Annotated in this window: 19 protein-coding genes; all 19 read right to left on the reverse strand. The window is 59.9% G+C overall.

What is annotated here, in order from left to right; genetic code table 11:
• Positions 1-55: 55 nt before the first annotated feature.
• The 19 genes from recX to AACY30_RS24115 all read right to left on the reverse strand — a co-directional run bounded on the left by recX (position 56) and on the right by AACY30_RS24115 (position 12,669).
• Entirely contained in the window at positions 56-523 is a 468-nt protein-coding gene (gene recX, locus AACY30_RS24025) for a recombination regulator RecX (RefSeq protein ID WP_339418233.1), read from the reverse strand.
• An 8-nt stretch (positions 524-531) separates the two neighbouring features.
• Positions 532-1,590: a recombinase RecA gene (gene recA, locus AACY30_RS24030; RefSeq protein WP_048720087.1), complete on the reverse strand. Its 1,059-nt coding sequence runs from the start codon at positions 1,588-1,590 to the stop codon at positions 532-534.
• Positions 1,591-1,674: 84 nt separating this feature from the next.
• Positions 1,675-2,175 carry a CinA family protein gene (locus tag AACY30_RS24035; RefSeq protein ID WP_339469415.1) on the reverse strand — a complete coding sequence of 167 codons (501 nt, stop codon included), beginning with the start codon at positions 2,173-2,175 and terminating at the stop codon, positions 1,675-1,677.
• 81 nt (positions 2,176-2,256) lie between these two features.
• A complete protein-coding gene (locus AACY30_RS24040) occupies positions 2,257-2,727 on the reverse strand; it encodes a lysis system i-spanin subunit Rz (RefSeq protein WP_339541221.1) in 471 nt (156 codons plus the stop codon).
• Complete coding sequence (locus AACY30_RS24045; protein ID WP_339541222.1) at positions 2,715-3,272, reverse strand: glycoside hydrolase family 19 protein; 558 nt, start codon at positions 3,270-3,272, stop codon at positions 2,715-2,717. The genes AACY30_RS24040 and AACY30_RS24045 overlap by 13 nt, the downstream gene beginning before the upstream one ends.
• 22 nt (positions 3,273-3,294) lie before the next feature.
• Complete coding sequence (locus AACY30_RS24050; RefSeq protein ID WP_339469412.1) at positions 3,295-4,305, reverse strand: phage late control D family protein; 1,011 nt, start codon at positions 4,303-4,305, stop codon at positions 3,295-3,297.
• Positions 4,306-4,314: 9 nt separating this feature from the next.
• The gene (locus AACY30_RS24055; RefSeq protein ID WP_339469411.1) at positions 4,315-4,527 is read right to left on the reverse strand and encodes a tail protein X; all 213 of its coding nucleotides are present in this window, start codon (positions 4,525-4,527) and stop codon (positions 4,315-4,317) included.
• Positions 4,520-4,903, reverse strand: a complete 384-nt coding sequence (locus AACY30_RS24060; RefSeq protein WP_339418244.1) for a phage tail protein — start codon at positions 4,901-4,903, stop codon at positions 4,520-4,522. The genes AACY30_RS24055 and AACY30_RS24060 overlap by 8 nt, the downstream gene beginning before the upstream one ends.
• Entirely contained in the window at positions 4,903-6,054 is a 1,152-nt protein-coding gene (locus AACY30_RS24065) for a hypothetical protein (protein ID WP_339541223.1), read from the reverse strand. Before AACY30_RS24065 ends, AACY30_RS24060 begins: the two co-directional genes overlap by 1 nt.
• 6 nt (positions 6,055-6,060) lie before the next feature.
• Positions 6,061-6,186 carry a hypothetical protein gene (locus tag AACY30_RS24070; protein WP_024073744.1) on the reverse strand — a complete coding sequence of 42 codons (126 nt, stop codon included), beginning with the start codon at positions 6,184-6,186 and terminating at the stop codon, positions 6,061-6,063.
• The gene (locus AACY30_RS24075; protein WP_339469408.1) at positions 6,183-6,755 is read right to left on the reverse strand and encodes a phage tail assembly protein; all 573 of its coding nucleotides are present in this window, start codon (positions 6,753-6,755) and stop codon (positions 6,183-6,185) included. Before AACY30_RS24075 ends, AACY30_RS24070 begins: the two co-directional genes overlap by 4 nt.
• A gap of 183 nt (positions 6,756-6,938) precedes the next feature.
• The gene (locus AACY30_RS24080) at positions 6,939-7,445 is read right to left on the reverse strand and encodes a phage major tail tube protein (protein WP_339418254.1); all 507 of its coding nucleotides are present in this window, start codon (positions 7,443-7,445) and stop codon (positions 6,939-6,941) included.
• On the reverse strand, positions 7,445-8,611 hold the full coding sequence (locus AACY30_RS24085) for a phage tail protein (protein ID WP_339418256.1): 1,167 nt from the start codon (positions 8,609-8,611) through the stop codon (positions 7,445-7,447). Before AACY30_RS24085 ends, AACY30_RS24080 begins: the two co-directional genes overlap by 1 nt.
• Before the next feature lie 2 nt (positions 8,612-8,613).
• Complete coding sequence (locus tag AACY30_RS24090) at positions 8,614-8,805, reverse strand: hypothetical protein (protein WP_339469405.1); 192 nt, start codon at positions 8,803-8,805, stop codon at positions 8,614-8,616.
• 60 nt (positions 8,806-8,865) lie between these two features.
• Complete coding sequence (locus AACY30_RS24095) at positions 8,866-9,294, reverse strand: phage tail assembly chaperone (RefSeq protein ID WP_339541224.1); 429 nt, start codon at positions 9,292-9,294, stop codon at positions 8,866-8,868.
• A gap of 2 nt (positions 9,295-9,296) precedes the next feature.
• Positions 9,297-10,718, reverse strand: coding sequence for a phage tail protein (locus tag AACY30_RS24100; RefSeq protein WP_339541225.1), 1,422 nt, complete (start codon positions 10,716-10,718; stop codon positions 9,297-9,299).
• Complete coding sequence (locus AACY30_RS24105; RefSeq protein WP_339469401.1) at positions 10,719-11,348, reverse strand: phage tail protein I; 630 nt, start codon at positions 11,346-11,348, stop codon at positions 10,719-10,721. It lies immediately after the preceding gene.
• On the reverse strand, positions 11,345-12,340 hold the full coding sequence (locus AACY30_RS24110) for a baseplate J/gp47 family protein (RefSeq protein WP_339541226.1): 996 nt from the start codon (positions 12,338-12,340) through the stop codon (positions 11,345-11,347). The genes AACY30_RS24105 and AACY30_RS24110 overlap by 4 nt, the downstream gene beginning before the upstream one ends.
• Positions 12,337-12,669, reverse strand: a complete 333-nt coding sequence (locus tag AACY30_RS24115) for a phage baseplate protein (protein WP_339541227.1) — start codon at positions 12,667-12,669, stop codon at positions 12,337-12,339. The genes AACY30_RS24110 and AACY30_RS24115 overlap by 4 nt, the downstream gene beginning before the upstream one ends.
• Between the last annotated feature and the right edge of the window lie 7 nt (positions 12,670-12,676).

The following is a 12,676-nucleotide window of genomic DNA, read 5'->3' on the forward strand; positions in this document are numbered from 1 at the left end:
GTAGTGAGCGGGCTTGTCGAATCGTCGCAGCGCCCGTTAACTAGACCAACTGCGGTCAGTCGTCCATATCCCGACCGCTCAACAAGCGACTGATCATCTCCATCGAAAACCCGCGATAACTCAGGAAGCGTCCCTGTTTCGCACGCTCTCTGGCATCAATCGGAAGATGGCCAGAAAACTTGCGCCGCCAGGTGTCTTCCAGCTGCGCCTGCCAGCTGATACCGCACTCACGCAGGGCAAGATCGATATCCGCACGCTGCAAGCCACGTTGGCTCAGTTCTTCGCGAATACGCGCAGGGCCATAGCCGGAGCGGGCTCGATAGGAGACAAAGCTTTCGAGGTAACGGGCTTCCGAAAGCAGTCCCTCTTCCGTCAAACGGTCGAGGGCAGTTTCGATCATCTCGGGTTCCCCGCCGCGCTGACGCAATTTACGCGTCAGCTCGACTCGACCATGCTCGCGTCGAGCGAGCAGGTCCATCGCGGTGCGCCGAACGGCGACGAGTGTATCCAGTACAACTGTCATCGTTTGCTTCAGATATCAGTGTCGGCTTCTTCCACTTCTTCAACCGGCTCACGGTTGGCGGCAGCTTTCACGTCTGGCGCAGGGGTCAGCAGCTTGTCGCGGATCTGCTTCTCAAGCGTGGCCGCGATGTCCGGGTTGTCTGCCAGGAACTTGGCCGAGTTGGCCTTGCCTTGACCGATCTTGCTGCCATTGTAGGCATACCAGGCACCGGATTTTTCGACGAAACCGTGCAGCACGCCTAGGTCGATCATTTCGCCGTTCAGGTAGATACCCTTGCCGTAGAGAATCTGGAATTCGGCCTGACGGAAAGGCGGGGCCACCTTGTTCTTCACGACTTTAACGCGAGTTTCGCTACCCACAACCTCGTCACCTTCTTTCACCGCGCCGGTACGGCGGATATCAAGACGGACCGAAGCGTAGAACTTCAACGCGTTACCACCGGTGGTGGTTTCTGGGCTGCCGAACATCACGCCGATCTTCATACGGATCTGGTTGATGAAGATCACCAGGCAGTTGGCGTTCTTGATGTTACCGGTGATTTTACGCAGCGCCTGTGACATCAGACGGGCTTGCAGGCCCACGTGCATGTCGCCCATTTCGCCTTCGATTTCAGCCTTGGGAACCAGGGCAGCCACGGAGTCGACCACGATCACGTCAATGGCGTTGGAGCGCACCAGCATGTCAGTGATTTCCAGGGCTTGCTCACCTGTGTCCGGCTGGGAAACCAGAAGGTCGTCCACGTTGACGCCCAGTTTGCCGGCGTATTCAGGGTCCAGTGCGTGCTCGGCGTCGACGAACGCACAGGTGGCGCCCATTTTCTGCGCCTGGGCAATCACCGACAGAGTCAGGGTAGTTTTACCGGAAGATTCAGGACCGTAGATTTCAACGATACGGCCTTTTGGCAGGCCGCCAATGCCGAGCGCAATGTCCAGACCCAGAGAGCCAGTGGAAATAGCCGGGATCGCCTGACGGTCGTGATCGCCCATACGCATTACGGCACCCTTGCCGAATTGACGTTCGATCTGACCCAGGGCCGCAGCCAAGGCTTTCTTCTTGTTGTCGTCCATTAAAGTCCTCACGTAATCAATAAGGCCGGGGCGGCCAACACCTGTATAAGTAGACAGTATTGTTCCACAAAGATCGGAGATCGCCTACCCCTGATTTTCTATTTCTGCTGCAGCTCGTCGCAACAAGCCCTCTAGCGCGGCTTTTACCGTTTGTCGGCGGACCTCGTCGCGGTTGCCGGTAAAGTGTTCGAGTTCGGCCGTGACGTCCTCTCCCACGCCAAAGGCCAGCCAGACGGTGCCCACCGGTTTGTCCGGCGAACCGCCATCCGGCCCCGCCACACCGCTGACCGCGACGGCAAATCGCGCCAGGCTCTTTTCCTGCGCGCCACGCACCATTGCTTCCACCACTTCCTGGCTGACGGCGCCAACTTTTGGAAACAACGTTTCCGGCACATTCAATTGCCGCGTCTTCTGCCGATTGGAATAAGTGACATAACCCGCCTCGAACCACGCCGAACTCCCCGGAATACGCGTGATAGCTTCCGCGATACCGCCGCCGGTGCAGGACTCGGCAGTGGTGATATGGGCGTTGAGCACCTGTAGACGGCGACCCAGTTCAGCAGCCAGTTGAGTGATTTCATTCACGGTCGTCTCCAGACGTAGGCGGGGGTTTGCTTACCCTACAGGAGCCAATCGCACGCGCAAGTGACGGACTGTCTCAAGAAGCTAGCGGGCGACGGCGCGCACGTACGCCTGACAGGCGCGCAAGGCGATCAGGGCGTTATCACCATCGTCGGTGATGCCGATAATTCGCTGAGCATGCGCCGGGTCAAGTCGGGCTCGCGGGGTTGCATGAACCACGCCGCCGGGGGGGGTGCCGGCTGGCACTGAACAGTCACTGGATGCGTCGAGAAGGACTGACAACCGTACATCAGCAGTGGCCAGCCGGTCGCGCAAAACAGCCTGATGATGGTGTGCATCGCTTAACTCCCGAGCATGTTGTGTGTCGCTGGTGCTGAGTTGTTGCTCCAGGGCCAGCCGTCTGGCCTGTTCAGCCCTCTCTTGTTGCAGGGCTGCCTGCGTCTGTGTTGCCGACAAACGTTCAATCTGCGCCCCGTACCGCCAGGACTGCACTTGCCAGATAACGGCCATCAACAGGCACACGCCGATCAGTCGGCACACACTCAGAAAACGCACAAAACCTCCTTCGCCCGCGCCCACAGCCGCAAGCGATCCTCCAGCCCGTTGAGCCCGCCGTTGATACGCCGCGTGATGGTGGTGAACTGGTCCTTGTCGGCCAGTTCGTTCAGGCCATTGCTCTGCCAGAACCAGGCCGCCGACTCGACAGCCCATTGCGGCTGCTCCAGTAACGTCGGGGCCTGTAACAAACGCTCATCGCCGAACAGCGCCCGGCTGCAGGCCAAGTAATTGCGCCGCCCGGTGATCTGGATCAGGCCTCTGCCCCGGTACTTCTGGCCGTCGCCGTCCGCTTCGGGCGTATTGCCCAAACGCGCAGCCAACAGACCCGTGTCGTACTTGCTCAGATACTGCTCGCTGCCCAGTTCGCATACGTAGCGCAACGCCCCGGACTCGTGGCCGACTTGCGCGATAAATGCTGCCGCACGACGAGCGCTGTCAATCTCGTACCGGGCAAATGCAGCATTGAACGCAGGCAGAAAAAGGCTCGCCCCACGGAAGGCTCCAGGCAGGATTTGAATCAGTTGTGGCAGTGTAATCAGCATCCATCTCACCCTGAAGAAACGTCTATTCCGACAAACCGCCCGCGGTGATCGAACTGCGATACCCCGTCACTGGGTCACCCACATTAATCACCTGGGTGATCGACCAACGCCCCTGCATATACCCAGGCCAGGTTTCATCGAGCCGCAACAACCCTTCGGCAGCCAGCAAAGGATTGCCAGGGCAATCGATCACTAACTCCAAGCCCTCACGGCCGACCCGGCGCAATTCAGCCTCGGCGACGGCGCGGGCTTCCGCTTCATTCTGAAAGCGCTGGCGCAAGGTCTTGAAGGGTGCGATCCCGACTTCAACGACGTGTTGCTTGCCTGCGGCTGCATCCCACCACGTCACGCAGCTGCCCTGGTATTTCGACCGCGTTTTATCGTTGAGCGTGGCGGTGATAAAGGCTTGATCACCAGGGTGGTTGTCCCGGGTCACAGACAACTTCACTTCCGGCAATTGCTGAAGGGTCAGTGTCCGGGTTTTTCCGGCCTCGGCGAGCACATACAGTTCGTTGAACGGTTTAGTGATCGCACAGTAGCGCTTGGCCAGACGCGTGATGAATGCCATGTCGCTTTCATTGGATTGGTCGATATGAGGCACCGCAATGCTCTCCAGAGACGGCGCCACACGCGGCGAAAACCCATGCCGGCTGACCAGTTGGCGAAACAGCGCCCCTAGAGTGGTTGGCCCGTAGCTGGCTGATCGGCGCTGGCGGTAGCCGCTTGGGTCACTTTCGCTGAAGGGCGCCGCAGTGGCGATGATCATCAAGCGCATGGGAAACAGCACGGGTGTGCGCTGGCTAATGAGAAACTGGCCTTTTTCCACCAGCCCCGACTCTTTGTAACCGACGCGCAAGCCTATCTTGCCGCTCAAGCTCGGCAAGCCATCGAGCCCTTCGATATTGAGGGTCAGTTCGAGCCGATCAGACTGGATGCCCACCCCGTCGGTGTGGCTCCAACGCATGATGCGTTGGTTGAGCAATGCTGCGTTAGCGCCGTAGAACTCTACGATTGGCGTAAATCCCTGTGCCATAAACCCTCCTCAATCCCACGCCAGAACAGGCCGAACCGCTGCCGGCCGCGCTTGCATTTCCGGCACGATCACCCACACACCCGCTGGCAGTACGGGACCGTGCTCGGTCAGTGTGGGGTTCACGCGCCACAGGGTTTCTTCGGCCGCATCATCGCAACGCCCCAGCTCACGGTAGAGCAGCAGGTTGACCGAATCACCCGCGATACTTCGGACTCTACGCATTGACGAATTCCTCCAGCTCAAGGGTCCAAGTCATCACCATCGCGGTGCCGTCGTCGATCACATTGCTCTGGGTTTCGAGCACCGAATTGATCCGCCACAGGCCCCAGTTACGGCCAATGCCGTCCACCAGCGGCAGCGGCGCTCGCTCATTTTGCAGCGCGCGCAATTCGTCCAACCGCTGCATACCTACGCCGTACATGGCCATACCATTGAATGTGAGTTTTTCCAGCTTCTGGCCGCTCTGCCGCGACTGCGACTTGCTGGCAATAATCGCCAGGTCGCTCCAGCCGCCGTCGCTGCTACGGCTAAGCGAGGAATAAGCGAAGCCCCGGGACAAACCAAAAATAAAATCGCCTAACACCATTTGTTGTCGCATCAATCACCTCCTGGATCGGCCAGTGCCGCGTTGCGTCGGATGCCCAGAGCGTCCGGAACCATGGGCATGCACCGAAATTGCAAGGCCTGGATCACTTGGTTGACGACCTGTTGGGCGTCGGCGGGGTTTACGCCGGTGATCTGGATACTGGGGGCGATAGTGACTTGGACGTCATCCGTGCGCGCCGAACTGAGTTCCTTGCTCACTGTATTGGGCGCAGGCAGGCGATCACTCTGGCCAAACAGTTTGTCACCCAGCCACGCGCCCGCATCACTGCCCAACACGCCACCGATTGCACCACCGACAGCCGTACCGACGCCGGGAAAAACCAGCGTGCCGATGGCCGCCCCGGCGGACGCGCCTGCCCAGGCACCGCCGGCGGTACTCAGGCCTGAGCCGATGGCGTTGGCGTCGCCGTTGCGCACGCCCTGGATCACGGTCAGGGTGGCCTCGGCGGTTCTCAGTGGCGCGAGACGCCGAATGCCGACGGATTCGAGTTTGGCGACGGCATCGGTCAAGGCACCCGAGGGTACGTTTGGCTGCGTTGGCGTTGGCGTTGCGACGCTTGCCCCGGCAAAGGATTGAAAGCCTTGCGGGTTCGCCCCCGTTTGAACGCCCATGGACGAGCCGCCCAAAGCCTGGCGGCTTTGTTCGAGCAGGTTAAGTCCCCCAGCACTGCGCCCGCCGTTTTTTTTGCGACCTTTGTATTTCTTGGTAGCCGTGTCCAAGACCAGATCAATCGCTTTTTCTGCAACCTTGCTTGTCAGCGCGTCCCACAATTCGCCGCCGGCCGCCTTGACCGTGCTCATCACCGCACCGTCAGCGGGTTTCTTGGGCTCATCCTTCGGCGCGCTCGTGGCGACATCGGTCGCCTTGGGCACCAGAGCATCGCTGTTGATGAACAACGTACTGTTGAGCGTCTCCAACGTCTCGCGCAACCGCAGTTGTTCCTGGGTCAAGGCGCTGATATCCACACTGAGCGTGACCAACGCAGAGCGCAGCTCCACCTGCGGCTGCGATGCACCCTCCAGGCTTACAGGTGCCGCTGCGCTCGTGGAAAACGGCGCGAGCACATTGCCAAGGTCCGCGTCGCCGATCATCCAGCGGAAGTCCTCCTGGGCGAGCCTGATCCCATACTTAGTTTCTTGCATCCCGCTCTACTCCTGTTTAACGCCAAGGCGAGTGATCGCGATGTCGTAGCGGCGCAATGCTTTGGCGGCATCCCACTCCAGGATCTCCGCCTCATTTACCGAGTAAACCAGCGGCACCACATCGAGGATCACGTCGATGTCGCGTTGCGAAAGAAAGCCGCTGGTTGATTTAAAAAATCGTCGATGCGCTCCTGCAGTTCGGTCCAGTCGGGCACGGTCAGGCCGGCGAGATCGGGGATCATCAGGCCGCTGCAGTGAGCAGTGATGAACTCGGCGCGCTCTTTGTTGGTGGCGAGTTTTTTCATCACTTTGGTGGCGCGCAGGGCGGGCATTTCCAGGGACAGCTCGGTGAAAGTGCGGCCGGCAGCATCGAGGGGCAACAGCAGTTGAACGGGCTGGTCGTGGGGCGATTCAGACTGCTCGCCCAGGAAGAACGACGCAGGACGCGTCGACATCTCGTGGACGTATTGGGCGATGGTCACGTAGTCCGGGCGCTTGAGTTGATCAAGCTCTTTTTCCGACAGGCCGGTGGCGAGTTTCGCCAGTTCGAAGAACTGGTCGTCCTCGTTCTCACCGGCCCGGGCCAGCGCATCTTTTTGCGCGGCGTAGTACAGCGGCTTGAGTTGCACCTGCTCGATCGTCGCGCCGGTGTCGGCGGTGATCGGCGAGAGCAGGCGGTGTAGCGGTGGCATCCAGGCCATGGAGCAATTCCTTGTTCAAACATCGTTGAAAAATGCCGGATATCTCAGAGCGAACACGATCAATGTGGGAGCTGGCTTGCCTGCGATGACGTCAACTCGGTACAACTGACAAACCGAGTCGCCTGTATCGCGGGCAAGCCCGGCTCCCACATGGCCCGTGCCCACTTCAGATCACGCTCGCGTTTAAGGCATCAGCACCGCGCGGCGGGCATCGCCCAGAATGTCGACGCCGTTGAGCACGAACTTCTGGGTGCGCACGTCGATGTCGATCACCGGGATACCGTTTTCCAGGCGGGTGTAGGTGCGGCAGGACAGCTCCAACGTAGTGGCAGGTTTTTCACCCATCTTCAGCGCAGTTTCGCCCAACGACTTCAACTTGCCGCCGACCGTGTGGTAAGTGAAATAGGTCTTGCCGTCCTGGTCCTGACCGGCTTCGCGCACGTTGAGCAGGATGTCATCACCCAGGCGAACGCCCAGGGCCAGCATGACTTCCGGGCCGGCGCCTTGCAGTTCCAGGGACGCGTTCAGCGCCTTGGCACTCTTGGCCATTTCCTCTGCGATAAAACGTCCGCCGGTCATCGGCTCCATGTCGAAGTCAATCTTCGGCGGAGAGAAAGAGGTGACCGTCGCGGACAACGGCAAACCTTGAAGGGTGGCCGCAATGGCCTGTCTGACTCGATTGGTAAACATTAGAGAACGTCCTCCAGGAACTGCTCGATGATTTCATCGCGGGCGTTGAGTTGATAAATCATGTGTTCGTTTGGCGCGTAGCGGCCGTAGTCGATGACGATGAACCAGGTGCCGTTCTTGTACTTCTCGACACTGTTCAGTTCGGGGTGCAAGTAGACGCTGCCGCCGGGGATGGTTTCATCGGCGACCAGGGTTTGCAGCCAGTCGTTGATGCGCTTGACCTCCTGATCCATGAAGGATTTGGTGAGGTTCTTGGCCATGGCTTTTTGACCAGCCTTGACCAGCTTGCGGCTGATGGCATCTTCCAGGCCGACGTAGCTGATGAACTTGCCGGTGATGGAACGGTTACCCAGCAGCGAGAAGCCGCCGAGAATAGTGCGGGCGTAGTAGCTCACGCCGTAGCGGTTGAGCAGGTCGCCCTCGGTGGAAGTGTCGAGGATGTTGTACTCGACCACGCGGGAAACGTCCTCGGCGAACGTCACCTGATTGCCTGGGCTTTCCCATTGCTTGACCTTGGCCAATGCGGCAATGGCGAGGGTCGATGGTGAGAGAAACACGTTTTTCTTGGCGGCCTTGGAGTACACCGATGGCATGTTGTGCACCAGCAGGCAACGGTCGAACCCCAGGTCGGCACCGCCCAGTTCGCCGCTGTAAGTCACTTGGTCGGCGACGCTCGCGTCTTTGCCATCCAGCACCACACGCGCCTTGATGCGCTTGCCGAACGAGGCGAACTCACCGGCCACGGCCTTGGTGCCGGTAAAGCCTGGAGCGCCAATGATGGTCAGGTCTTCCGGCACGCTGGCCAGGGCAGCCAGGCCGAGCTTGCGACCAGTGACCGGCTCATCGCCGCCGATCACGTTGTTCTGGGTGTCGGCCGGTGTGGCGCCCTCTTCCACGATCACCACATAAACCGGCACCTTCACCACTTTGAGGATCTGGTACACCGCGTGGAACAGCGTACCCGACTCGGTACCGGTCGGGTCCAGCAGCGCTTGGGTGGTAAAGCTGTTGATGCGGAACGGGGAATTTTTCGGGATCGACGCATGGGCCTTCGGCGCGGTGCCGACCAAGCCGATCACGTTGTCACCCAGGCCACCCATGGCCTCAGGGGATTCAGTCGCATTGACGGTGATGCCGTTGTGCTCGAAGTTCAAAACCTCAGCCATGATCAGTCAGCCTTCTTGGTGGTGGCCTTTTTGGCCGGGGTGGGGTTGAGGACGCTGGTCAGTTCCAGGCGGCCGGCGGTGCGCAGGGCGGAGGCTTCGACGTCCAGGAGGTCGAGTTCCTGACCGACGGAAGACCAATGGCCGGCGCCGGTGGGGAATGGGATGAGGACGGTGTAGGTTTGGCGGGTGGGCATAAGAGAGAATCTCCAGGCGAAAAAAAACCGCGGTGAGCGGTTTGGGTGGTCAGTTGGCGTTTATGAGGTTTGTTCGGCGAGCCCGCTTGGAGGCTCCGGGCGCTTTTCCAAATGGGGAAAATCTGCAGACTGTGGCCAGTCACGCAATAGCTGTATGTAGTTCAACAATTCGATGAACCGCTCAGGAACCAAGGTAGGCGAAACACCTAGCTCCAACTGATCCCGGTGCCTATCGCGGATTCCGGTAGCGGCTACCAACACTCGATCCCGCCATGCACGCTCCTTAGCTGCCACTTGATCGATGCTTAGCCCTGGCGGATCAATCGCGATGGGTGCACCTTGGTCATCAGCGGCAATGATCTTCCCGGCAGCGTTTTCAGCCCGGAGCTCAGCGTGACGCGCATTGGTAATTTCCTGGCAAGCCCTATCAGGCGGCTGCATGCCGGGCAGATAAAAACCACCCGTTTCTGCGCAATAAAAAATACTCATGGTTATTTTCCGATTCCGATGACGAACATATCTCGGTTGTTGGCGACTGCCGTTCCGATATCTTGCCGGTCCAGAATGACCGTGGTTTTGGTGAGGCTTCGATATTGGGCAGAAACACCATCATCGACACGGGCAAATGACGAATGCACTGCGCCAGAGATGGCGTAGCAGGCGTCAGGCCAAGCCAGAGGCCAGGTCAAGGTGGTGAACTGGTCAGCCGCCAGAGACGCACGACCGTACTGGAGCAGCAGGCCGCCGAGCCAAGTTGGAAACAGGATGTATCCGCTGGCTGCAGTGAAGTTCATGGCGAAGCCGAAACGCATTTTTTTCGGGGTTACGATTGTGGTGTCGTCGACACCTGCGTCAGTTTGGGGTTGGGTGGCAGTTCTCGCTGTGCCCTGATTGGTTTCAGTTGCCTGTGAGGCGAGTACCGAAACGTCGATGGTCCCTTGGTTGATAGGTGCATTCCAGGCTTTGATGCACCACATAACGGCCAAATTACGTGGGCGTGTTTCATCCGAGCCAGTGATGCCCGTCTTCATATCCGTTACTGCGCCGTTAACCCAAGCCGCAGCTGCACCACCTCCAGTTGGATTTGTACTGCCATAGGAGCCACCCGACCACATAGCGTGATCGTGCCTTTGCAAAGAATGAGCCTGGCCGCTACCGATCATACGACCCGTATCAACACCACGCCCATGGTCCCAGCCGCGCAAGAACTCTCCACGCGACTCCGGCAGTCGAAAATCCCCAGCTCCTTCGTCTCCTTTATTGAAAACCGCACCAAGAAACTTCGCCAAGTCCGGATATGCCGAAGCACTCTTCACGCTCCCATCAACTTCCAGGAACCCCGCCGGAACCTTATCAACAGGAAACGCAACCATCGACCCCACCGGCAACGCCGAAGACTGAGCAATCAACGTCTCAATCTCAGCCTTGGAATACGTCCCCTTCCCCAGATAATCCATCACCCAAGCCCGAGTCGCCTTCACCACCGTGTCATCAATCAACAACGTCACGACCGCCGCGTTACTCGTCTCAAAAATCGAGCGAATATAAAACTCTTTCCCCGACCCCGACGTCGCCAGCACCGGTTTATACGACTCCGGATACTTAACCACGGCATACAAAATCCCGGTATCCGTCCACAGCCCGGCTTCGCGCACATACCAGCCGCCCACATCCGACGGGATGGTGACTTCAGCCATCAACCAATTAGCGTTTTTCTCATCTTGAAACAGCGCGTTCAAAGGCCCGCGCCAGACTTCGCGTTTCAGCGCTTTTGCGCTGGCGTCAGGGTTATAGACGGCGCCGTTGCCGTCGCCGACGGACATGTGCGCCAGTTTGATCGGTACGCCGGCAGCCTTGCAGGCGGTTTCGTAGGCGATCCCCGCGTCGGTGAGCAGGGTGTAATAGTCAGCCATTTAGTGCTCCTGTGGATAAAGGGTGGTGGTTTCGACGGTGTAGAGGCCGACCGCCATAAAGGCGCGTCCGGAGGCTTGTATCCCTGCCAGGACGTTGGGGTAAATCGTGGTGAGTTCGCCGCACAGCGTGGCGGCGCCGATGCTGTGGCGGCCAGAGGCGCTAAGGCCCACGGAGATCGAAAGGATGTCGCGCTCGCTTTTGGCGTCGGCCAGACGGCGGTCGAGTCGGGCGTCGATGGCTTCGCTGTAGGGCTGTTCGGTCCAGGCCCGTACGGCAAAGCTGTAGGGCACGGCTCTGGGGGTTTGCTCGTACCAGGCGCGCACTTCGGGGCTGAGTTGCAGGCCTTTGGCGGCGTTCTCCAGAGCTTGGCGGGTGCCGGCTTGGCGGGCGGTGGGCCAGGCGAGTTTGACGGTCAGGCGCTTCTCGGCTTCGGGGGCCGTGGTGCTCCATTCGTTCACCGCACGGTCCGCGGCCAGGTAGGGCAAGAACGCCGCAGGCGTACGATCCGGGTCCATCAGTTGAGGGAAAGGTGGCGTGACCCGCTCCAGTAAATGGCCAAAACCCAGGTCCAAGGCTTTTTCCAACGGTGAGCTATTGGCCGGCAACAGGCTCGCTTTGGGCTCACTCATAGCGTGCGCACCTCCACCTCGACGCCCGTGCAATACGGGGCCTGGAACGCCGAACTGATGATCGGCTCCAGCGGTTCGAGGATCTGCAGTTGCGCGGCACCTGCGCTGTGGATCGCGTAGTCGATCCAGCTCGGGTCAACCCGCCCTTCAAGGCGATGGCAGGAGTCGGCGTAGGTTTGCAGTAGTTGCTGCGCAGCGACTTGGGTCAACCCCGAATCGGGGCCGGCGTTGATCTTGGCCACGACGCGAATTTTGTAGGGCTGAATCTGCGCACCCTGGACGCTGACGAGGTCAGTCTCCGGGCGTACATCCGGCCGTGCGAAATGGCGACGAACACCGTCAAGCAAACCGGCGGACGGTGTGCCATCTCCGTCTCTTGAAAGCACGGTGACCATCACTTCGCCAGGGGCGGTGCGCCGACCATTGCCGTCCTTGACCTGAGCCGCATAGCCGTCCGCGTCGAAGGTGTAGCTGACGGTCACCACGCCGGACGTGGCGCTTTGCACCTTGACCGAAGGCCGCTCGCCAAGGGTGAACACCTCACGGCGATACTGCATGCGCGACCCCGCCGCCGGGGCATGCGGTGCCAGGTAGTAACGCAGACGGGCGTCGTCGTCGCTCTCCAGAATCGGCGGCACCGGCGGGAACGCCGCTGGGTCGCCGGGGTCGAGCACTTGGCGCTCCAGGCCCATATCGGCCAGGCGCGCATCCAGGTTGCTGCCGGTAGCCCACCACGCCAACATCTGCTTGATGCGGGCGTTGTACTTGCGCTCATGGGTTTGCAGGCGCACGCAAAACGCCTCCAGGGCCAGGGTCAGCAGCTCGCTTTCATTGTCGAGACTGACCTTGAGTTTGGCCGCGCTTGGCGGCGCTCGGGTGGCCACGTAATCGACGACGAAGGCCTTGAACTCAGCCAACAAAGGTTCGAACTCATCGACCGCGATAATCGCCGGTTCCGCCAGTTGGTTCTGGCCAGGGATCAGCATGCTCATGTCACGACCTCGAAAGATTGTTGGCGGTTTTTCCAGGTACCGGCAAAACGCAGCAACAGGCCGGCGCCCTGGCGGGTGGCGACGATGACCTGGGGTTGAAAGTCGGCGATGCCGTTCTGGGTGTTGTAGAACGCCTGAGCGGCGTGGCTTTGGGCGAGGATCAGCACGTCGTCGCCAAGGTTCTGGCCAAGCAGTTGTGGTATCAGCGACCCATACAGCGGACGCTTCTGGCGAGTGCCCACGGGAGTGGTCAGCGCTCGGGTGGCGCGCTGCACGAACTGCAGCCAGTCATCGACGGCTGCCCCGGTGTTCCTATCGATTCCGATCATGGCAAAT

Origin of the sequence: Pseudomonas sp. RA_5y_Pfl1_P24 (genome assembly GCF_963970945.1) — a bacterium.
In the GTDB taxonomy this organism is placed as follows: domain Bacteria; phylum Pseudomonadota; class Gammaproteobacteria; order Pseudomonadales; family Pseudomonadaceae; genus Aquipseudomonas; species Aquipseudomonas tritici.